The organism is Klebsiella sp. MBT K-1 (assembly GCF_002556465.1).
GTDB lineage: Bacteria > Pseudomonadota > Gammaproteobacteria > Enterobacterales > Enterobacteriaceae > Klebsiella > Klebsiella grimontii.
On the sequence record NZ_PDEL01000003.1, the window covers coordinates 307265 to 328207 of the forward strand.

Sequence of the window (20943 nt, forward strand, 5' to 3'; positions counted from 1 at the left end):
TTTATGCCTGCTGGCGAGCGGCGATCAGGGCATCCGCCTGGGCTTTGATCACCGGCCAGACCGCGTCAATGGTCATGTCGGCGACGTTAGTCTCTTCGCAGACAATTTGTCTGGCCTTGTCATAACCCGGAGCCCAGATGGTATAGCCCGGCAATCCGGTGTCTTTGAGTTTACGTTTGTTGTAAACCGCCACCATGGGCTTGTCGAACGCGCGAGCAATATGCACGATGGCGGTATCCGCCGTAATCACCAGATCGCAGTGGCGAACAATCTCAACCGCTGAATTAATATTGCTATCAGGCAGATGCAGCGCCGTTTCCAGATTAAGCTGACGAATTTTCTCGCTATGCCCGACCATCACGACGCTGATTTTATAAGGGAGCGTATATAGGCGCTCAATCAGGGCAGAAACCTGATGACGGCAAAAGTCTTTATCCGTTGAGGCGGTAAATGGGTTGATGGCAATGCAGAGCTCGCTACCCTGTTGCTGAGCCAGCAGTGTTTTAACTCTTTCCCGCTCAAAAGCATCGCCGGGCAGATGATAGTGGTAATGAGGGTGTTCTATGCCAAATAGCCTGGCGACGGCTTTATAGCGGGCGGAAATATGGCTGCTGCTATCCAGAAAAGGGATGGAGTGATCGTAAAGTTTATATTCTTGTTTATTAAAACCGATAACGCAGCCGGGCTGCAAATCAGCCAGCAGTTTAAAACGCTCGTAGGTTTTAACATCGTCAAAATCAACGACCGCGTCAAATCCTGCCGCGCGCAACGCATTTAACGGCATCCGCGGCTGATATAAATAGACCTGCTCAAGAAAATCCGCGCCGGCAAGCATCTGCTTACAAACCGGCCCGGTCAGCACAGAAACCTTATAGCCCCGGTAGGCTAAAAGCTTTGCGCAGCCGGTTGTCACGACCATATCCCCAACTTTGTCATCCAGGCGCAATAATAAAACATGCTGAATCTTCGCGGGATTAAAGGGCTGGCGCGCGCTTTTATTTCTGTAACGATAGTTAATTAAATTAAACTTAATTTCGCGGAAGAAGGCATTTTTCTTCCGCGTAAACTGCTTCACGATACGCATACGGTACCTGGTTGTGATCTTTTATCGCTGTGTGCGTTTCTGTTGGTAATACTCCGCCAACGTCATTCCCTTCACCTGCGGCGCCAGCCAGCTGAAAAAAGACTCCAGATCGGCATATAAACGCTCGATATCCTGCTCGTTTTTAAACGTTGGACTGCCGCCGGGCATATACTCAGAAGAGTGGAGCATATATTCGACGTAGTCATTGCCCTGAGTCAACGTTTGTTCCACCACTTTTTTCATCGTCTCGACGTTGCCGCCCATCGGACGCAGCCAGTGAACGGACGGCGAGCGCACTTTACCGCGCAGGCGATCGTAACCCTGCTTCAGGCTATTCATCCACGCGGGATGCTTGTACTGAATGCTCATCGGCACTTCCAGCAGCGATGATTGCCCTTCACGGCGGATATCGTTCTCGTCGAGGAAATAGGCGTGCTGCGGGAAATGACGGTAATCGGTGCCGCCGTCGCCCTGCGGCGCGCCTTTCGCCGTTTTCCAGTTCACCCGCGGCGTAACCGAACAATCCACCAGATAGCCATACTCCATCAGCAGACGCGCGTAGCGCTCGTCAAAGGCCCAGCGTCCTGCGCGATGGCTGACCATTTTGGTCTGGAAGGTCTCCTCCAGCAGGCGGGTCATATAGTCGACTTTCGCCCGCATCGCCGCATCGCTGTACTCAATCAAGTACGGTTTATGCCGCCAGTCGTCATCGGTGAGCGGATCGGTCGGCGGACTGTTCCAGGCGTGCAGATGCATACCGATTTCCGCGGTTCCCCGGGCGATCGCATCCTTAGCGAATTCGATATAAACCGGGTCGATGGCCATTTCATAGTTGGTCAACCAGACCGGTTTGAAACCGTACTTTTCGCAAAGCTGCTGAAAACGCGGTAAATAACGCGCATTCTCGGTGGTGATGCTGTCATGTTTTTGCCAGAGGTTATCGCCCTCTGTGTCAATCGTGATGAGAAATGCGGGTTTGTGCACGAAAACGTCCTCAGGCCATACGTATCGGGTCATGGTAGAGCAAGACAACGCTTCTCTCAATCTATCTGATCCCCTAGAATCGGAACCCTGACCCTGAATGAAGAACAGAGAATGACGCCTGAAACCCGCACTTCCGGCCGCGTGAACCCGGCGCGAATCCTGGTCATCAAGCTGCGCCATCATGGCGATATGCTATTGATAACCCCGCTTATTCACGCGCTAAAACAGCAATATCCCGCCGCCAGCGTGGATGTGCTGCTTTATGAAGAAACCCGGGATATGCTCGCAGCGAATACCGATATCACCCACATTTACGGCATTGACCGGCGCTGGAAAAAACAGGGCGCCGGCCATCAGCTAAAGATGGAGTGGCGTCTGATTCGCACGCTCCGCCAGCAGCGCTACGATATGGTGCTCAATCTTGCCGATCAGTGGCCCAGCGCGATCATCACCAAACTGACCGGCGCGGCCACCCGCATCGGTTTTGACTTCCCGAAACGTCGTCATCCGGCCTGGCGTTTTTGCCATACCGCCCTCGCCTCAACCGAGCAGCATAACCAGCAGCATACCGTGCAGCAGAACCTGTCGATTCTGGCGCCGCTTGGGCTGGCTATTGATGACGCGCCGGCGAAGATGGGCTACAGCGATCAGGACTGGCGCGCCAGCCGCGCGCTGCTGCCGGAAGAATTTCAGGATAACTATATCGTCATTCAGCCGACCTCCCGCTGGTTCTTTAAGTGCTGGCGCGAAGCGCGGATGAGCGCCCTGATTAACGCGCTTTCTGACGCAGGCTACCCGGTCGTGCTGACCTCCGGCCCTGACGCCAGAGAGAAGCAGATGATCGACACCATTATGGCGGGCTGCCCCGATGCTCGCCTGCACTCCCTCGCCGGGCTGCTCACCCTGCGCCAGCTGGCCTCCGTCATCGATCATGCCCGTCTATTTATCGGCGTCGACTCGGTGCCAATGCACATGGCTGCCGCGCTGGGTACGCCGCTGGTCGCGCTTTTCGGCCCCTCCAAGCTCACCTTCTGGCGTCCCTGGCAGGCGCAGGGCGAGGTTATCTGGGCAGGCGATTTCGGCGCTATTCCCGACCCTGATGATATCGATACCGGCACGGACGAACGTTATCTCGATTTAATTCCCACCGACGCGGTTATCGCGGCGGCGAAAAAGGTACTGGCATGAGTAAATTCAGGCTGGCTCTGGTACGCCAGAAGTATCGCCCGGACGGCGGCGCGGAACGCTTTGTCTCCCGCGCGCTGGAAGCCCTCGACGACAGCGATCTTGAACTAAACGTCATCACTCGCGAGTGGCAGGGGCCGGTGAAGCCCGAGTGGAACATCCACATCTGCAATCCGCGCAAGTGGGGGCGGATCAGCCGCGAGCGTGGGTTTGCCGACGCCGCCCGCCAGCTTTGGCAGCGCGAATCATTTGACCTGGTGCAAAGCCATGAGCGCATCCCCGGCTGCGACCTGTACCGTGCCGGAGATGGCGTACACCGCCGCTGGCTGCAGCAGCGCTCGCGCATTTTGCCCGGCTGGAAAAGCCGCCTGCTGTTTGCCGACCGCTACCATCGCTATGTGATGCAGGCCGAGCGCGAAATGTACCAGGACTCGCACCTGCGCGGCGTTATCTGCAACGCGGAGATGATTAAACGCGAGATTATTGAAGACTTCGGCCTGCCGGCGGAAAAAATCCACGTCATCTATAACGCCATCGATAACCAGCGTTTTCTGCCGCCGACGGAAGAAGCCTTCGTCGCGCTGCGCGCCAAATGGAATCTGCCGATCCAGGCGACCTGCCTGATTTACGTCGGCTCCGGCTTTGAGCGCAAGGGACTGGATGCGGCGATCCGCGCCATCGCCCCGACCAATCGCTACCTGCTGGTGGTGGGCAAAGATAAAGAGCAGGGTCGTTACCAGCAGCTGGCGAAAACGCTGAACTGCGAGGAACGGGTGCGCTTTTTCGGTATGCAGTCGGAAACCCTGCCGTTCTACCAGATGGCCGATGGCCTGCTGCTGCCGACGCTGTACGATCCGTTCCCCAACGTCATTCTCGAAGCGATGGCCTGCGGCCTGCCGGTGATTACGACTACCGGCTGCGGCGGCGCGGAGTTTATCGTTCAGGGCAGCAACGGCTACGTTTGCGATGCGCTGGATATCCCGGCCCTGCAGGAGTCGGTTAACGCCCTGCCCGCTCGGGCTTTGGGTTCTGCAGAAGGCCAGCGCGCCCGCGAGCGGATCATGACCTGCACCAGCGAACGGCTCTCGGCGCAGCTGCTCTCCCTCTATCAGGATTTGGTGAAATAACGATGCGCATACTGTTTGTTATCGACGGCCTGCCCGGCGGCGGCGCGGAAAAAGTGGTGCTGACGCTGGCGGAGCATTTTCTTAGCCAGGGCGAACAGGTGTCGCTTTTTTCCCTGCGCGACATCTGCGAGTATCCGCTACCGGCGGGGCTGGATTATCAGGTCATCGCCGACCGCTGCCGCAAACCCTGGCGCAAACTCACCGAGCTATCCCGGCGCGCGCGCCAGCTTGATACGGCAATCGAGAAAGCAGAACAGCAGGGCCGTTTCGAACTGGTGCTCTCCAATCTGCATAAAACCGACCGCATCGTCTCCCGCAGCCGCCTGCTGAACGGGCGCAACGTCTGGTTCTGCCTGCACGGCGTGTTCTCGACTTCCTATCTCGGACATCGCAGCGGTTTTGACCGCTGGATGAAAAAGCAGAAGATCGGGCGCGTTTATCAGGGACGCAACGTCGTCACCGTCTCCGATGCGGTCGGTCAAGACCTGGTTGAGCAGTTCGCCATTCGCCCCGCCCAGCTGAAAACTATTTATAACCCGTTTGATATCGCCGCCCTGCGCGCCGCGGCTGAAGAACCCAGCCAGCGCCCCGACGGCGACTATATTATCCACGTCGGCCGCTTTCACCCCGGCAAACGTCACGACCGCCTGATTGAGGCCTATGCGCAAAGCGGCATCGACGCGCCACTGGTGCTGCTGGGGCAGGGCAAACCGGAACAAGAACAGCGCCTGCGCCAGCTGGCGCAGCAGCTACAGGTTGCCGATCGCGTCCTGTTTAAAGGCTTCCAGAAAAACCCGCTGCCGTGGATTAAAGGCGCGCGGATGCTGGTCCTGAGCTCCGATAGCGAAGGCTTTGGCAACGTGGTGGTGGAGGCGCTGCTGCTGGATACGCCGGTCGCCAGCACCCGCTGCCCGGGCGGCGTGACCGAGATCCTCACCGGCGAGCTGTCGCGCGGCCTGGCGGATCTCAACAGCCCGGCGCTGGCTCAGACGATGCAAAGCATTTACCATAGCCCGCCGGCCATCGACGCAGCGGCGCTGGAGAAGTTCAGCGTGGCATCGATTTGTCAGCAGTATCGTCAGCTGCGCAGCGCCTGACGCCGTTATTTAACCAGGATCAATGAGTTATGAGTCAAACGCCTTTACTAAGCATCGTAGCCGCCGTCTATAACGGCGAAAAATTCCTTGCGCAATTCTTTGAGTGCCTTGAGCAACAGCAGCTGGAAAGCTATGAACTGATCCTGGTGAACGACGGGTCGACGGACGGCAGCCTTGCGGTTATCGACCAGTGGAAAGAGCGCCTGCAAAACGTGATCGTGCTGGAGCAGGAAAACCAGGGCGTGTCGGTGGCGCGCAATACCGGCCTCGCCGCGGCGACCGGTAAGTACCTGACCTTCCCGGATATCGACGATAAGCTTTACCCGGGCATGTACCGTACGCTTCTGGAAATGGCGGAAAAGGGCAATCTTGACGTCGCCACCTGCAACGGCCGCTACGTCTACGAGACGAAAAAAGATATCCATCCCATTTTCCCGCTGGACCGGCTGCAGTCGACCGGCGTTTTGCCCGGCCACGTCTGGTTAAAGCAGGCGCTGGATTCTCGTAAGTTCCTGCACGTCACCTGGCTGAATATCTATCGCCGGGAATTTATCGCGAGCCACCGCTTCCATTTTGAGCCTGGCCTGCGTCATCAGGATATCCCCTGGACCACCGAAGTGCTGCTGGCGGCAGAACGCGTGCAGTACACCAGCGAGCAGTTCTACGATTACTATATTCACTCGGAATCGGTGTCGCATAAACCGGACAACGATGACACGCTGATGCGTTCAGCGCGCCACTACATGAAGATTCTGGAGATGCTGGACGCCATCAACCAGCGCTACCCGGATAAGGTTCGCGATATTTCCGCCTGCCGCTGGCAGATCGCCAAAGAGGGGCTGGGAATTATTCATACCTTCGATAGCATGAAAGATGAGTCAAAAAAGCATATTATCATTAAAGAGTTTTTCGACCGCGGCATCTGGCGCCTGATCTGGAAAAACGCCCGTACGTTCCGTCTACGCTGGCGTCTTGGACGCCGCTATCTGCGCATCAAGCGCTATCGCGACGCGGCTTAATACTGAATCCCTTAGTTTCCGCCAAAGAGATAGCTTTACGCGGGTTAAATGCTTAGAATTTGCCCGCAAAAACATAAATACGGATAAATCGCTTGGAATTGCTTTATACCGCCCTACTTTACCTCATTCAGCCGCTGGTGTGGCTGCGACTGCTGTTACGCAGCCGTAAGGCCCCTGCCTATCGTAAACGCTGGAAGGAACGTTATGGCTTCTGCCAGAACAAGGTAGAACCGGGTGGCATCCTGCTGCATTCCGTTTCCGTTGGCGAAACCCTGGCGGCTATCCCGCTGGTGCGCGCGCTACGCCACCGTTACCCCTATCTGCCGATCACCGTCACCACCATGACGCCAACCGGGTCTGAGCGCGCCATGTCCGCTTTTGGCAAAGACGTGCATCACGTCTATCTGCCTTACGATCTGCCCGGCGCGATGAATCGCTTCTTCAATACCGTTCAGCCAAAGCTGGTTATCGTGATGGAAACCGAGCTGTGGCCGAACATGGTCGCCACACTGCACAAGCGTAAAATCCCACTGGTGATCGCTAACGCTCGTCTGTCCGAACGTTCGGCGAAAGGCTATGCCAAACTGGGTAAATTTATGCGTCGGCTGCTGAGCCGCATTACGCTTATCGCCGCGCAGAACGAAGAAGACGCTAACCGCTTTATCGCCCTTGGCCTGAAACGCAATCAGCTGGCGGTCACCGGCAGCCTGAAGTTTGATATTTCGGTCACCCCCGAGCTGGCGGCTCGCGCCATCACCCTACGCCGCCAGTGGGCGCCGCACCGCCAGGTGTGGATTGCCACCAGCACCCACGACGGCGAAGAACAAATTATTCTTCAGGCGCATAAAAAGCTGCTCGAGCGTTTCCCCAACCTGCTGCTGATCCTCGTCCCTCGCCACCCGGAGCGCTTCGGCGACGCCCGCGAGATGGTGCAGAAAGCGGGAATGAGCTACACCCTGCGCAGTACCGGCGAAATCCCGTCGAACAGTACCCAGGTGGTGATTGGCGATACCATGGGCGAGCTGATGCTGCTGTACGGTATTGCCGACCTCGCGTTTGTCGGCGGCAGCCTGGTGGAACGCGGCGGTCATAACCCGCTGGAGCCCGCCGCTCACGCGATTCCGGTATTGATGGGCCCGCACACCTTCAACTTCAAAGATATTTGCGCCAAGCTGCAGCAGGACGACGGTCTGATTACCGTGACCGACGCCGATTCGCTGGTGACGCAGGTTTCCAACCTGCTGACCGATGAAGATTACCGTCTGTGGTACGGCCGTCACGCGGTGGAAGTCCTGCACCAAAACCAGGGCGCCCTCTCCCGTCTGCTACAGTTACTACAACCCTACCTGCCGCAGCGGAGCCACTGATGTCGCCTCGCCTCTCGGTCGTGATGATCGCCAAAAATGCGGCGGATCTGCTGCCTGATTGTCTGGCCTCGGTAAGCTGGGCCGATGAGATAGTACTGCTGGATTCCGGCAGCAGCGATAACACCGTTGAACTCGCCCGCAGCCTGGGCGTTCAGGTACATATCAACCGCGACTGGCAGGGCTACGGCATTCAGCGTCAGCGCGCCCAGGACTACGCCACCGGCGACTATGTGCTGATGATCGATACCGACGAGCGCGTTACCCCGGAGCTTGCGCAGTCCATCCGCAGCGTGCTGGCCGCGCCGAAAGCCGGGGCGATATACAGCATCGCCCGCCGCAACTATTTTCTTGGCCGCTTTATGCGCCACAGCGGCTGGTACCCCGACCGCGTGATGCGCCTGTACGAACGCGACCGTTACCGCTATAACGATAATCTGGTTCACGAATCTCTCGACGGCCAGGGCGCGCAGGTTATCGAACTCGCGGGCGATCTGCTGCATCTGACCTGCCGCGATTTTTCCGGCTTTCAGCAAAAGCAGCTGGCTTACGCCGCCGCCTGGGCGCAGGAGCGCCATCAAAGAGGGAAGAAGACCTCGCTGGCCGCTATCTTCGGCCATACGCTGGGCGCCTTTGTTAAAACGCTGCTGCTGCGCGGCGGCGTGCTGGATGGAAAGCAAGGTTGGCTGCTGGCGGTAGTCAACGCGCAATACACGTTTAATAAATACACCGAGCTGTGGGCCCTGAGCCGCGGCTACTCGGAGAAAGTATCATTATGAGCACAAAAGCGATCTATCCGGGAACCTTCGACCCTATCACCAACGGCCATATTGATATCGTCACCCGCGCGGCCAGCATGTTCGATAAAGTGCTGCTGGCTATCGCCGCCAGCCCGAGCAAAAAGCCGATGTTCACCCTCGACGAGCGCATCGCGCTGGCCACCCAGGCAACGGCGCATCTGGTTAACGTTGAGGTTATCGGCTTCAGCGATTTAATGGCTAATTTCGCCCGCGCGCAGCAGGCCAATATATTGATTCGCGGCCTGCGGGCGGTGGCGGATTTTGAATATGAGATGCAGCTGGCGCATATGAACCGTCATCTGATGCCGACGCTGGAGAGCGTGTTTCTGATGCCGTGCAAAGAGTGGTCGTTTATCTCCTCTTCGCTAGTAAAAGAAGTGGCGCGCCACCAGGGCGACGTCTCTCACTTCCTGCCCGCTAACGTTCACCAGGCGCTGCTGAAGAAGCTGTAATCCTGCGCCTTCGGGGCTCTTCCCGGAGGCGATGCTGCGCATCTGTCCGGGCTACCGGACCAAGCGCAGCGCGAGACGGGATCAACGCAACCATCGCACCTTACTTCTGGCACTGGCGGCAATAAAACGTCGCCCGCTGTGCATGCTTGCTGCCGATAACCGGCGTCCCGCAAATGCGGCACGGCTCGCCCTTGCGGCCATAAACCTGTAATTCCTGGGCGAAATAGCCCGGTTTACCGTCGCTTTGCAGGAAATCCTTCAGCGTCGTCCCGCCCTGTTCGATGGAGCGCAGCAGGACCAGCTTAATCACTTTCACCAGCTGCTCGCACTCTTCGCGCGACAGCGAGGACGCCAGACGATCGGGATGGATCCCCGCCGAAAACAGCGATTCGCTGGCGTAGATATTGCCCACCCCAACCACCAGCTTGTTATCCATCAGCCAGGGCTTAATCGCGGTTTTCTTCTTCGCGCACTTCTGCTGGAGATAATCAGCGTTGAACTCATCGCTCAGCGGCTCCGGCCCCAGATGCGCCAGCGCCGGATGGCCCTCCAGCTCTTTGGTCCACAGCCAGGCGCCAAAGCGGCGCGGATCGGTATAGCGCAGGACCTTGCCGTTACTCATCACCAGGTCTACATGATCGTGCTTCTCTGCGGGCAGCTCTTCGCTGAGGATACGCAGGCTGCCGGACATGCCGAGGTGGACGATAATCCAGCCGTCAGGCAGCTCCAGCAGCAGGTATTTGGCACGGCGGCGCACGCTGAGCACCGGAACGTCGCTCAGGCGATAGATCTCTTCGGAAACCGGCCAGCGCAGGCGTCCATTACGCACCACGGCGTGCAGGATAGTGGCGCCAACCAGGTGCGGTTCAATCCCGCGGCGGCTGGTTTCTACTTCAGGTAATTCAGGCATATTTTTCTCATATTAAAACAGCAGGCGCCGCTATTTTACCTCGTTCAGGAGGCCGCGACGCGACTAGTGCTGAAAATTCACGCCGATGGTTATCTGCCTGCCATCGGGCTGCGGTTTGAACTTCCAGCGCCAGAGCATATCGACCGCCCGCGCATCGTACTGTTCCACTTCGCTGCTTTTGCTCACCAGCACCAGCGTCGGCGCGCCGTTTTTATCAATATCAACGGTAAGCTCAGTCCGTTTATCGCCCTGCATTTGCGGCGCCTTCCACTCAACGCCGAAGAAAGACGCGTTCAACACCGCATTCTTGTCGATATCAACCGTCATACTCACCGGCGGGTCAAAGGGAACGAGCGTTTCATGGCGGTCCAGCTTTTTGCTCGCCGGCAAGATTTCCCCGGCTTTTGCGGTCTCTTCACCTTTCGCTCTTTCCCCGAGGATATCAGCATAATCCGCGTACACTTTTGCCGAAAGAATCGCATTACGCTCGCCCATGCCAACCCGCATCAGTAGCTTAGTTTTGATATTCGCTATTTTCTGCTCGGTATCCTCGGCGAGTGGCTGTAGCAACAGGGAGTAGATCATTGCGCCGATGTACAGTTCAGGATCGCGCTCGGCCCACAGGCTGCCCCACCCCATCCACACCTGCGGATCCTCCGGAGCCAGCGCCAGCAGTTGCGCCCACGTCGCCCGTTTCTCGTCAAAGGAAACATAACTCTTTCTCAGCGCCAAATCCTTCAATAACGGCGCATAGTAGGGATGCGTTTCGACCAGCGCTTCCATCGCCTCGGTCATTTCGGTAAAACCTTCTATTCTGCCTTTGGTCGTTTTTTCTCGTTTTTTGAAGTAGATAAGCTGTAAATTGCGCGCCTCTTCCGCGCTCAGTTTCTTCTGCGGAAAAAGCGCTTTCATCCGGGTGAATTGAGCGGCCATCTCTTGCGCGGCGGCTTCCATTCCAGGTTTATTATGCCGGGCCGCCAGCCGTGAGATACGCATCGCCCGTGATTCCATTTCCCGATAGTGTTCATTCGGAGACAGGCGATCGCTGATAAAGGTCACCGGCATCAGCAGGCGCTTTCCCTGCCGATTAGAGTGAAAACGCCACTGCGGCGCGTAGTGGAGCGCCGCTTTATCAAACTCGGGAACGCCGCTGCTGCACTCAACCACCACGTTTTACAGCTCGCCGCTGGCGTCTGTATCCAGCGAGAGTACCGTCGTCGCCGACTTGATATATTTATTTATCGCCGGGTAGAGCATCGGCGGCACCGTCTCTTTGCCGATCCCATATCTTTCTGGCTCAATGCTGACGTGCCCCGGAAAGTGCTCGTTAACTGTGCTGATGCCACGCACGGGGCCTTCTTTAAACACGATCGATTTCGATAAAGGCAGCACCTTGCTACCTTCGCCTTTTTCCGTTGCATACCGGTCCAATGGCAAATCGCAGGAGCGCGTCTGCATTCTGGCCTGCAGAATATGTAGGATTTGCCGGTCGTCAGACGGCATTCGCGCGATATACGCCGCTAACCGCTGCTGTAGCGCAGGCTGGCGCGGGCTATCCTTCAGGCCCTCCGCCATCAATAATCCGCTCGTAATGCTTTGCGTAAGCGCCTGAAACTGCGAATTTCGCACCCGCTCATTATCGCGGGACTGGATCAGCGCTAACGCCCAACCCAGCCAGGCGTCAGAGTTTTCCGGCGCAATGGCGATTGCCTGTCGAAAGGCTCTTTCCGCCCGCGATTTGTCCGCATCCGTTGTCAGCGTCAGGATAGCCGCGGCCAGCGTCAGATCGCCACGGTCCGGCATCCAGCTGAGATAATCCGTTATTTTGGGTAATGCTTTCGCTTCTTGTTCGCGATAGCCCAGTGCCTGCTGCCAGAGCGCATCCGCGGCGGCGGCATCTTTTTCACTCCAGCCAAGCGGCAGCTCCGCTAATGGCTTTTTCTGCGCGATAAATTGCTCGACAATCTTGTGCTGATTAAACGGTTCCCCACGCAGGATTATCTGAATAAAACGGGCATGACGGTCATAGAGAAAATCCGCCCAGGCGGGCGATGCCAGCTGATTCATACTCTGCCAACGCCGCTGGTTTTGCTCGCCAATTGGGACATTGAATAAGGTGATACCGATAACAAAAACAATCTGCGCCACGGCAGCAATCAGATAGCCTTTATTGCGCCGGGTAATCGCCACCCACATCAGGGCGGAAAAGTAGAGAGTTCCCCCTAGCCACAGGCCGTAGAGCAATAAACGCTGGGGAGCATTCAGCGCCGCCGGTAAAAGCGAAAGCTTATCCACCAACATAAAGGGTGCAGACCAGAGAAAGAGCACCATATTCGGCGCGACAAAAAGCGCAATCAAAGACAAGATGACCAGCAGGTGTTTTAACTTCGGCGTAATCATTTATGGCTTACTCCGAAGAATCGCCAGCAGCCCCATCACGGCTATCCAGACAAAAATCAGGATTAACGCCGCATTATCGTACCAGGCATGCCAGGGACCGCTCAGTTGGGTAAAATTACGCGCTAATATGGCCATCACCAGCGTGCTAATCACAGCCAGCGCGCCATGCCAAACAAATGCAGGAACTTTGCTGCGCATATTGCGCCACAGCAGCGTTAACGGCCCCGGCCCAGTTGACTGACGAGGTACCGCAGCGGCTGGCGCCACGCGAGGCTGCCGCTTTGCGGGCGCAGGCTTTGGACTAACGGTTTGTGTCCGCTTATGCTGCTTCGCCTGCTTTATCCCCTCAACAACCTGTTTTTCACGTGCGCAGACCAGGCACGGCATCCCGGCGAAATGCTGGTGTTTCTTACTACAGAGAACAATTTTTTGCGTACTGCGTAGCGCATAAGGACGCAGGATCTTCGCCCATTCATCGGCGGAAGGACGTTGGGCAGGCGAATCGCTAAAGGCGCGATCGAATAGCTTGCGTAGCCCAGCGGGCAGCAGGTGATGGGTACTGGCCGGTACCGGAGAGATATTCTTTGCGGCATTGATGCCGTAGGCGTAGCAACCGGCGGCGATGCGACCGGGTAAATCATCAGGCACTTTTGCCGCCTGCGCGCGGCCGCTATAGGGATGAATGCCGTGGTTGAGCAACTGGAAAATAATCACCGCCAGCGAGAAGCGGTCCTGAGCCTCTTCCTGTTCGCCCGGCACCTGGCCAATGCGCTGGAACTCAGGCGCCAGGTAATCCGGCGTGAACTGCCCGGCCGGGAAACGCTCGCCCTCGCCCTGGATGCTAAAGCCATCGCAGTCAAGCAGCGCGATGTACAGGCTGTCGCGATAAAAACGCAGGTTGACCGGCTTCATGTCGATAACCCGGTGCTGGCGCGCGTGTAACGCCGAGACCAGGGTGGCGAGGTTGCAGGCCAGGCTCACTTTGGCGCCAATCCCCTCCGGCAGATTCTGCGCCTTCGCCTGCCGCGACTGCAAAATATACTCCAGCTCAATAGTGCGCCGGGTATCGAGCACCGGCATAACAAAGCCAATAACCCGCTTGCGCTCGTCGAAGAGCAAATAGTCAGGCCACGCCAGTTGGACGATCGCTTCACCGTCAGCAGGCGCGGGGATTTCCGGGCGCTGCGCAAGCATGGCGCTAAGCTTGCGCTGGTAATAGCCGGTATCGATATTGGGATGATAGATTTTCGCGACGCGGGAAGGGTCATCCGCCAGAAAATAGACGCTGCCAGCGCCGCCGCTCTTAATCAGTTTTCCCAGGCGTACCGCGCGACGTTGCTCGTTATAACACCCAGGGGCTTTTTTATGCTTCATTACGCAGAGCTACCAGAAGCGTCTTATCATCGCCGGTTATCGCCCAGGTGCGCGGGTCGTCAAGCGTGGCGCGTATCGCCTCACTCCCTTCAACCTCAGAGACCTGCGGCAAATAACGCAAAACAGGGTCCATAAAGGGGGAGAATAGCGCATCGCCGCGCTGGTTTAGCGCAAACGGCTGCACGCCGTCGGACATCATCACCAGTTGCGTGGCTCTGCCAGCAAACTGACGGATGCGTAAATGTTCGCGCCAGTCGTGGCTGGTGAGAAACCAGGTCTGGTTGGCGTATTCACCGTTTTCAGGTAACGAGAAGTGCTGCTCAGCGTCGATGCTCAACTCCGCGACGCCATCACCGATATGCAGCACCACTGAGGCGGTTTCCCCGAGCCATGCGGCCACAACGGTACAGGCAAAATCGCCTGCGGAAAGCCCTCGCTCCTGCGCCGCCAGCAGAACGACCTCACGCACGCTCGCTATCAGCGTCGCCAGCTGCTGTTCATCAGGCGCGGCGGTGAATTTCGCCAGCCGTTCGGCCAGCTCTCGGGCGACTAAAACCGCACCCTGTTCGCTATAAGCGGCTGAGCCTGCGCCGTCGCATACGGCGGCGACCAGACGATCGCCCAAATTGCGGTAGCAAAAGGCATCCTGACAAGCAAGGTTATTTTGTCGGTGGCTGCTGCCAATGGCCGACGAAGCGTAAACGCGCCAGTTCATCGCGTCAGACCGAAATTTCTGACCAGCTATCCGTCGGCGGCAGCTGTGCTTTACCGCCAGGGGTAGACTGCGAAACTACCTGCATGCTGGCGCTCAGCCAGAGGAACAGCTCGCGGAACTGCAAACCTTTTAGCTGCTTCACGCCGTTTATACCGCTACGACTGAAGTGACCCATCGATTCGGAAGCCTCGCTACCCACGCTTATCGGGAATACGGCAACCTTATTCGCCGCCTGCGCCTCGCGGCACTCCTGGGCCGCCGTCTGCCAGTTATCCGTTGGCGCGCCGTCCGACATCAAAAACAGCCATGGCCGGGTATAGGGTACGCCAGCTGCTTTCAGGCGCTGCTTTTCAGCTTCAATTTCACTTAACGCCATGCTGACGGCCTGCCCGGTAGGCGTTAAGCCGTTGGCTTCAAGAACAGGTGCGGTGAAATCCATCGCATCGCACCAGTCGCCGTACAGCTGACACTCGTCGTAACCGCCATATTTAATCACCAGCAGGCGAACGCGTTTGGCGGCTATCACATCATGCTTGAGTTCTTCTTCCAGCAGCTTGAGCCCCTGATTTAGCTGGGCGATTGGCTGGCCGTCCATGCTGCCTGAGCAGTCAAGGACTAAAATCAAAGGCGTACGCTGTTCACTATTATCGATAAATGAAACATCCGGAATTAAAGACGTCATAACAATCCCTGTCGGTGGTTTTCTGTACCGGCAGGATAAACACCCCATGCTGGTAAGACAAGAAAAACCAATTCATTCATATAGTTAATGATTATCAATAAAAAAGAAGAGCGGGATATATTTCGGAGGCAGGATGAGTGTAAAGCGAAAACAAAAAACCCCGCCGGGGCGGGGTTTTTCTGTACAAGGAGTCTAAAATTATTTGATTTTAGCTTCTTTGTATAAAACGTGCTGACGGACAACTGGATCGAACTTTTTCAGTTCCAGTTTTTCCGGCTTAGTACGCTTGTTCTTCGTGGTGGTATAGAAGTGACCAGTACCAGCAGAAGAAACCAGCTTGATTTTCTCACGAATACCTTTAGCCATGATTTATTTCCTCTAAGTACTTAGTACTTTTCGCCACGGGCACGCAGTTCGGACAGAACTGTATCGATGCCTTTCTTATCAATAACACGCATACCTTTAGCAGATACGCGCAGGGTGACAAAACGCTTCTCGCTCTCAACCCAGAAACGGTGAGAGTGCAGGTTCGGCAGGAAACGGCGTTTAGTCGCGTTCAGTGCGTGGGAACGGTTGTTACCGGTCACCGGACGCTTGCCAGTAACTTGGCAGACTCGGGACATGTCTATTCTCCAAAAATCAAATTAGCTCGAGCTTCGTATGGGGTATTGGCGCCTCGTCAGGCTTTACAGCCCGGTCATCGCAGTTCTAAGCGAACTCTCGATTGCCAGGCCCAAATGCCAAACCCGAGATTCTCAAAGGTGGCGTAGTATACGCTGACTCGGCGATGTGCTCAAGTCCCGAACAGACAAAGATCCCGATGGATCGCGCGATCGGGGCTAAATCCAGCCGCGTTCAGCGAAAGATACGTACGCTCCGCGGCCAATAACAAGGTGATCCAGCACACGTATATCCATGAATCGACAACATTTTATCACTCTTTCGGTAATCAACCTGTCGGCCTTGCTCGGCTCAGGACTACCGGATGGATGATTATGTGCCAGGATCACCGCTGCGGCGTTCACTTTGATGGCTTCGCGTACGATTTCTCGCGGATGCACCTCAACGTGGCTAAGAGTACCAGAAAAAAGTCGGCTATGTTTCAATACCCGATTCTGATTGTCTAAAAAGATCACCATGAAGATCTCGCGCTCTTCGTCGGCCAGCTGGCTTTGCAGAAATTCTCGCGTCATCGATGGGGTAACCAGCGAGGGTTCTTCGGTCATTCGCAGACTAAAATAGCGTCGCGCCAGTTCAGCGATCCCTTTTAGCTGCGCATATTTCGCCAGGCCAATGCCTTCCACCTCGGCAAACTGCGACTCCTCCGCCGATAACAGGCCGTACAGCGAGCCAAAACGCTGCAGCAACTCGCGCGAAAACGTCATCACATCCTGCGTGCGGGTACCGGTACGTAAAAATAGCGCCAACAGTTCAATATCCGACAAAACTTCGATACCGTAGCGCTGCATCTTTTCCCTCGGCATCAGGGATTCTTGTATTTCCATCGCGGCCTCTCCTTCCTACTCCGCGCTATCCTGGCACAGCCTTTTTGCGCCGCCGATACGCAAGTTTTATCCCTGCGTGGCGCCTCGCAAAGTGAATCTCTACCAGGCACACGATGCCGTGAGGATTGTGATAAGATGCGCGAATTCTGGTGTACCGCAACAGGAAAAAATCATGATGAGTCTGGCTGGTAAAAAGATCGTTCTTGGCGTGAGCGGCGGCATTGCCGCCTATAAAACGCCGGAACTGGTGCGCCGCCTGCGTGACCGCGGCGCGGATGTCCGCGTCGCCATGACGGAAGCCGCAAAAGCCTTCATTACGCCGTTAAGCTTACAGGCGGTGTCCGGTTATCCGGTATCCGACAGCCTGCTCGACCCGGCCGCCGAAGCGGCGATGGGCCATATTGAGCTGGGGAAATGGGCTGATCTGGTCATTCTTGCCCCCGCCACCGCCGACTTAATCGCCCGCATCGCGGCAGGCATGGCCAACGATCTCGTCTCGACGATCTGTCTCGCTACGCCGTCACCGGTCGCCGTCGTGCCCGCCATGAACCAGCAGATGTATCGCGCCGCCGCCACCCAGCATAATCTTGGCGTCATCGCCGCCCGCGGCCTGCTGGTATGGGGCCCGGACAGCGGCAGCCAGGCCTGCGGCGATATTGGCCCAGGGCGGATGCTCGACCCGCTGACCATTGTGGATATGGCCGCGCAGCATTTCTCTCCTGTCAAAGATTTGCAACATCTGAACATCATGATTACCGCGGGCCCCACCCGCGAGCCGCTGGATCCGGTGCGTTATATCACCAACCACAGTTCTGGTAAGATGGGCTTCGCGATTGCCGCCGCCGCCGCGCGTCGCGGTGCGAACGTTACGCTGGTGAGCGGCCCGGTTTCGCTGCCTACGCCGCCGTTTGTACACAGAATTGATGTCACCACAGCGCTGGAAATGGAAGCCGCGGTGCAAAATAGCGCGTCTCAACAGCAGATTTTTATTGGCTGTGCGGCAGTCGCCGACTACCGTGCGGTCGCCATCGCCGAAGAAAAAATTAAAAAACAAGGTGATGAATTAACCCTGAAAATGGTTAAAAATCCGGATATCGTCGCAGGGGTCGCTGCGCTTAAGGCCAACCGCCCTTACGTCGTTGGGTTTGCCGCCGAAACAAATAATGTGGAAGAATACGCACGGCAAAAGCGAGCCCGCAAAAATCTTGATCTGATTTGCGCCAATGATGTTTCACAGCCAAATCAAGGATTTAACAGCGACAGCAATGCATTACACCTTTTCTGGCAGGAGGGAGATAAGCGCTTACCACTTGAGCGCAAGGAACTCCTGGGCCAATTATTACTCGACGAGATCGTTACCCGTTATGATGAAAAAAATCGACGTTAAGATTCTGGACCCGCGCGTTGGTCAGCAATTTCCGCTGCCGACCTATGCCACCTCCGGCTCCGCCGGACTTGACCTGCGAGCCTGTCTCGATGACGCCGTAGAGCTGGCTCCCGGCGCAACCACTCTCGTGCCGACCGGCCTGGCGATTCATATTGCCGATCCTTCTCTGGCCGCGGTCATTCTCCCGCGCTCCGGGCTGGGCCATAAGCACGGTGTCGTACTGGGTAATCTGGTCGGTTTGATTGATTCTGACTATCAGGGCCAGTTGATGGTTTCCGTCTGGAACCGCAGCCAGCAGAGCTTCATCATCGAACCCGGCGAGCGTATCGCGCAAATGGTGTTTGTGCCTGTTGTGCAGGCGGAATTTAACCTGGTGGAAGATTTTGACGCCACCGATCGCGGCGAAGGCGGCTTCGGTCACTCAGGGCGTCAATAAGCCCGGCGATAGAAAAAATCTTTCGGGGCGTCGCCGACAAAAGGGCAGCCTGAAGGATGAAGTGGAACCAGCATCGCAAAGCGCACTAATGCAATAACATCACCGCAGGCCACAGCTTGCGGTCGCTTTGTGGGTGCCTGCCTGACAAGTGCTTTTTCAGGGGTATTTTAAAACATGGCAGAAAAACAAACTGCGAAAAGGAATCGTCGCGAAGAAATACTTCAATCTCTGGCGCTAATGCTTGAATCCAGCGATGGGAGTCAGCGCATTACCACAGCGAAACTGGCGGCGTCCGTTGGCGTATCCGAAGCGGCTCTGTATCGGCATTTCCCGAGCAAGACCCGCATGTTTGATAGCCTGATTGAATTTATTGAAGACAGCCTGATTACGCGCATCAATTTGATTTTAAAAGATGAAAAAGACACCTCAGCGCGCCTGCGGCTGATTGTTCTGTTGATTCTTGGGTTTGGCGAGCGTAATCCTGGGCTGACACGAATTCTGACCGGCCATGCGCTGATGTTTGAACAGGACCGGCTTCAGGGCCGTATCAATCAGCTGTTCGAGCGTATTGAAGTTCAGCTGCGTCAGGTGATGCGGGAAAAGAAAATGCGCGAAGGCGAAGGCTTTACCGTCGATGAGGCCCTGCTGGCCAGCCAGCTATTGGCCTTCTGCGAAGGGATGCTGTCGCGCTTTGTGCGCAGCGAGTTTAAATATCGCCCGACGGACGATTTTGACGCCCGCTGGCCGCTGGTCGCCGCCCAGCTGAAGTAATTATCGCCTGTCTCTATGCAGCCAGAAAGGCTGCATCTCTTCCCACAGGAACTTTATCCGCGTTGATATCCTGCAGCTCTTAGCGTAGCGGCTTAAATCAGCCCGGCGCCTGCCGGGCCGCGGTTTATACGCCGTACGCTTCGCGATAGGCGCGAACTGACGCCAGGTGTTCAGCCATTTCCGGCTTCTCTTCCAGATAGCTAATCAGGTCTTTCAGCGTCACGATGGAAATCACTTTACAGCCGTAGTCGCGCTCAACTTCCTGAATCGCGGAGATTTCGCCGCGCCCGCGCTCCTGACGGTCAAGAGAAATCAGCACGCCGGCCAGCTCCGCGCCGTTGGCCTGGATAATTTCCATCGATTCCCGAATCGCGGTGCCTGCGGTGATAACATCATCCACCAGCATCACGCGGCCCTGCAGAGCGCTTCCCACCAGATTTCCGCCCTCGCCGTGGGTTTTCGCCTCTTTACGGTTAAAGCAGTAAGGCAGATCGCGGTCATGGTGTTCCGCCAGCGCGACCGCCGTGGTCGTGGCAATCGGAATACCTTTGTAGGCCGGGCCGAACAGCAGGTCAAAATCAATCCCGGAATCCACCAGCGCTTCGGCGTAAAAACGGCCTAACAGAGCCAGATCGCGCCCGGTATTAAACAGGCCGGCGTTGAAGAAATAGGGGCTCTTGCGCCCGGATTTCAGCGTAAACTCGCCAAACTTAAGTACCTGCTTGTTAAGCGCAAACTCAATAAACTGGCGCTGATACGGTTTCATGGATTCGCTCCTCATCTTACTTTTCTACGGACAAAAAAAAGGCGACTTCTCAGTCGCCTTAAAAACTAGTTTTGCAACGCCGCTTTCTGCGTCGTGACAATGGATTCGATACCCCCCCGGGCCAGTGCCAGCAGGGTGAGGAGTTCTTCATGAGTGAACGGCTCGCCTTCCGCCGTTCCCTGCACCTCGATGATGCGACCATCTTCGGTCATCACCACGTTCATATCGGTTTCCGCCGCGGAATCCTCAACGTATTCCAGATCGCAAATCGCTTCGCCATTCACGATGCCTACGGAGACCGCCGCCACCATCCCTTTCATCGGGTTGGTTTTCAGCTTACCGGCCGCAACCAGCTTATTGAGCGCATCGGCCAGCGCCACGCAGGCTCCGGTGATCGATGCGGTGCGAGTGCCGCCGTCGGCCTGCAGTACGTCGCAGTCCAGCGTGATAGTGAATTCACCCAGCGCTTTCAGGTCAACTGCAGCGCGCAGCGCGCGCGCGATCAGGCGCTGGATTTCCATGGTGCGCCCGCCCTGCTTACCTTTTGCGGCTTCACGCGCGTTGCGAGTGTGGGTAGAACGCGGCAGCATGCCGTATTCCGCGGTGATCCACCCCTGGCCCTGGCCTTTCAGAAAGCGCGGCACGCCTTCATCAATAGAAGCGGTGCACAATACTTTCGTGTCACCAAATTCGACCAGCACGGAGCCTTCTGCGTGTTTTGTGTAGTTACGGGTCAGGGTTACTGGGCGCACTTGATTAGCGCTACGGCCTGCTGGACGCATGGTGTTCTCCGGCTTGAAACGAATGTGGCTGCGCATTATACGGATAATGCGCGCTTATTCCTATCCTGATAAGGCCTCGAAAGCTATAATCCACCCCACTCTC

23 protein-coding genes are annotated in these 20943 nt (G+C 56.6%); 10 read left to right on the forward strand and 13 right to left on the reverse strand.

Annotated features, from left to right (window positions below; genetic code table 11):
* Position 1: 1 nt before the first annotated feature.
* Both CMQ96_RS06075 and CMQ96_RS06080 read right to left on the reverse strand, forming a co-directional pair.
* Positions 2-1084, reverse strand: a complete 1083-nt coding sequence (locus tag CMQ96_RS06075; RefSeq protein ID WP_098066231.1) for a glycosyltransferase family 9 protein — start codon at positions 1082-1084, stop codon at positions 2-4.
* Positions 1085-1105: 21 nt separating this feature from the next.
* A complete protein-coding gene (locus tag CMQ96_RS06080; RefSeq protein ID WP_004137733.1) occupies positions 1106-2068 on the reverse strand; it encodes a polysaccharide deacetylase family protein in 963 nt (320 codons plus the stop codon).
* A gap of 111 nt (positions 2069-2179) precedes the next feature.
* On the opposite strand from CMQ96_RS06080, the gene rfaQ reads away from it, so the two are divergent.
* The 7 genes from rfaQ to coaD all read left to right on the forward strand — a co-directional run bounded on the left by rfaQ (position 2180) and on the right by coaD (position 9112).
* Positions 2180-3256, forward strand: a complete 1077-nt coding sequence (rfaQ, locus tag CMQ96_RS06085) for a putative lipopolysaccharide heptosyltransferase III (RefSeq protein WP_004137731.1) — start codon at positions 2180-2182, stop codon at positions 3254-3256.
* A complete protein-coding gene (locus tag CMQ96_RS06090; RefSeq protein ID WP_004137728.1) occupies positions 3253-4380 on the forward strand; it encodes a glycosyltransferase family 4 protein in 1128 nt (375 codons plus the stop codon). The genes rfaQ and CMQ96_RS06090 overlap by 4 nt, the downstream gene beginning before the upstream one ends.
* A 2-nt stretch (positions 4381-4382) precedes the next feature.
* Positions 4383-5477, forward strand: a complete 1095-nt coding sequence (locus CMQ96_RS06095) for a glycosyltransferase (RefSeq protein WP_004137727.1) — start codon at positions 4383-4385, stop codon at positions 5475-5477.
* A gap of 29 nt (positions 5478-5506) precedes the next feature.
* Positions 5507-6496, forward strand: a complete 990-nt coding sequence (locus CMQ96_RS06100; protein WP_004137725.1) for a glycosyltransferase — start codon at positions 5507-5509, stop codon at positions 6494-6496.
* Between the two features lie 92 nt (positions 6497-6588).
* A complete protein-coding gene (gene waaA, locus CMQ96_RS06105) occupies positions 6589-7863 on the forward strand; it encodes a lipid IV(A) 3-deoxy-D-manno-octulosonic acid transferase (protein WP_024359715.1) in 1275 nt (424 codons plus the stop codon).
* Complete coding sequence (locus CMQ96_RS06110) at positions 7863-8639, forward strand: glycosyltransferase family 2 protein (RefSeq protein WP_004137723.1); 777 nt, start codon at positions 7863-7865, stop codon at positions 8637-8639. The genes waaA and CMQ96_RS06110 overlap by 1 nt, the downstream gene beginning before the upstream one ends.
* Complete coding sequence (gene coaD / locus CMQ96_RS06115) at positions 8636-9112, forward strand: pantetheine-phosphate adenylyltransferase (RefSeq protein ID WP_004106901.1); 477 nt, start codon at positions 8636-8638, stop codon at positions 9110-9112. Before CMQ96_RS06110 ends, coaD begins: the two co-directional genes overlap by 4 nt.
* A gap of 100 nt (positions 9113-9212) precedes the next feature.
* Here the strand turns inward: coaD and mutM are convergent, their stop codons facing one another.
* The 9 genes from mutM to radC all read right to left on the reverse strand — a co-directional run bounded on the left by mutM (position 9213) and on the right by radC (position 16698).
* Entirely contained in the window at positions 9213-10022 is an 810-nt protein-coding gene (gene mutM, locus CMQ96_RS06120) for a bifunctional DNA-formamidopyrimidine glycosylase/DNA-(apurinic or apyrimidinic site) lyase (RefSeq protein ID WP_004137720.1), read from the reverse strand.
* A gap of 63 nt (positions 10023-10085) precedes the next feature.
* Positions 10086-11192, reverse strand: coding sequence for an energy transducer TonB (locus tag CMQ96_RS28830; RefSeq protein ID WP_255256981.1), 1107 nt, complete (start codon positions 11190-11192; stop codon positions 10086-10088).
* Positions 11193-11195: 3 nt separating this feature from the next.
* Positions 11196-12422, reverse strand: a complete 1227-nt coding sequence (locus CMQ96_RS28835) for a M48 family metallopeptidase (protein ID WP_255256982.1) — start codon at positions 12420-12422, stop codon at positions 11196-11198.
* Positions 12423-13796, reverse strand: a complete 1374-nt coding sequence (locus tag CMQ96_RS06130; RefSeq protein WP_098066234.1) for a DNA-binding protein — start codon at positions 13794-13796, stop codon at positions 12423-12425. It lies immediately after the preceding gene.
* Complete coding sequence (locus tag CMQ96_RS06135; protein ID WP_098066237.1) at positions 13786-14511, reverse strand: PP2C family serine/threonine-protein phosphatase; 726 nt, start codon at positions 14509-14511, stop codon at positions 13786-13788. The genes CMQ96_RS06130 and CMQ96_RS06135 overlap by 11 nt, the downstream gene beginning before the upstream one ends.
* A gap of 4 nt (positions 14512-14515) precedes the next feature.
* Positions 14516-15193 carry a VWA domain-containing protein gene (locus CMQ96_RS06140; RefSeq protein ID WP_004137713.1) on the reverse strand — a complete coding sequence of 226 codons (678 nt, stop codon included), beginning with the start codon at positions 15191-15193 and terminating at the stop codon, positions 14516-14518.
* 198 nt (positions 15194-15391) lie between these two features.
* Positions 15392-15559, reverse strand: a complete 168-nt coding sequence (gene rpmG / locus CMQ96_RS06145; RefSeq protein ID WP_003024094.1) for a 50S ribosomal protein L33 — start codon at positions 15557-15559, stop codon at positions 15392-15394.
* Positions 15560-15579: 20 nt separating this feature from the next.
* On the reverse strand, positions 15580-15816 hold the full coding sequence (rpmB, locus tag CMQ96_RS06150; protein ID WP_002436699.1) for a 50S ribosomal protein L28: 237 nt from the start codon (positions 15814-15816) through the stop codon (positions 15580-15582).
* Between the two features lie 216 nt (positions 15817-16032).
* Positions 16033-16698, reverse strand: coding sequence for a DNA repair protein RadC (radC, locus tag CMQ96_RS06155; RefSeq protein ID WP_004126657.1), 666 nt, complete (start codon positions 16696-16698; stop codon positions 16033-16035).
* A gap of 175 nt (positions 16699-16873) precedes the next feature.
* Between radC and coaBC the strand changes: the two genes are divergently transcribed.
* The 3 genes from coaBC to slmA all read left to right on the forward strand — a co-directional run bounded on the left by coaBC (position 16874) and on the right by slmA (position 19292).
* The gene (coaBC, locus tag CMQ96_RS06160) at positions 16874-18085 is read left to right on the forward strand and encodes a bifunctional phosphopantothenoylcysteine decarboxylase/phosphopantothenate--cysteine ligase CoaBC (protein WP_024359710.1); all 1212 of its coding nucleotides are present in this window, start codon (positions 16874-16876) and stop codon (positions 18083-18085) included.
* Positions 18063-18521, forward strand: a complete 459-nt coding sequence (gene dut, locus CMQ96_RS06165) for a dUTP diphosphatase (RefSeq protein ID WP_004126662.1) — start codon at positions 18063-18065, stop codon at positions 18519-18521. The genes coaBC and dut overlap by 23 nt, the downstream gene beginning before the upstream one ends.
* A gap of 174 nt (positions 18522-18695) precedes the next feature.
* Positions 18696-19292 carry a nucleoid occlusion factor SlmA gene (slmA, locus tag CMQ96_RS06170; RefSeq protein WP_004137709.1) on the forward strand — a complete coding sequence of 199 codons (597 nt, stop codon included), beginning with the start codon at positions 18696-18698 and terminating at the stop codon, positions 19290-19292.
* A gap of 124 nt (positions 19293-19416) precedes the next feature.
* Here the strand turns inward: slmA and pyrE are convergent, their stop codons facing one another.
* Complete coding sequence (gene pyrE, locus CMQ96_RS06175) at positions 19417-20058, reverse strand: orotate phosphoribosyltransferase (RefSeq protein WP_004126666.1); 642 nt, start codon at positions 20056-20058, stop codon at positions 19417-19419.
* 65 nt (positions 20059-20123) lie between these two features.
* On the reverse strand, positions 20124-20840 hold the full coding sequence (rph, locus tag CMQ96_RS06180) for a ribonuclease PH (protein WP_004106921.1): 717 nt from the start codon (positions 20838-20840) through the stop codon (positions 20124-20126).
* Between the last annotated feature and the right edge of the window lie 103 nt (positions 20841-20943).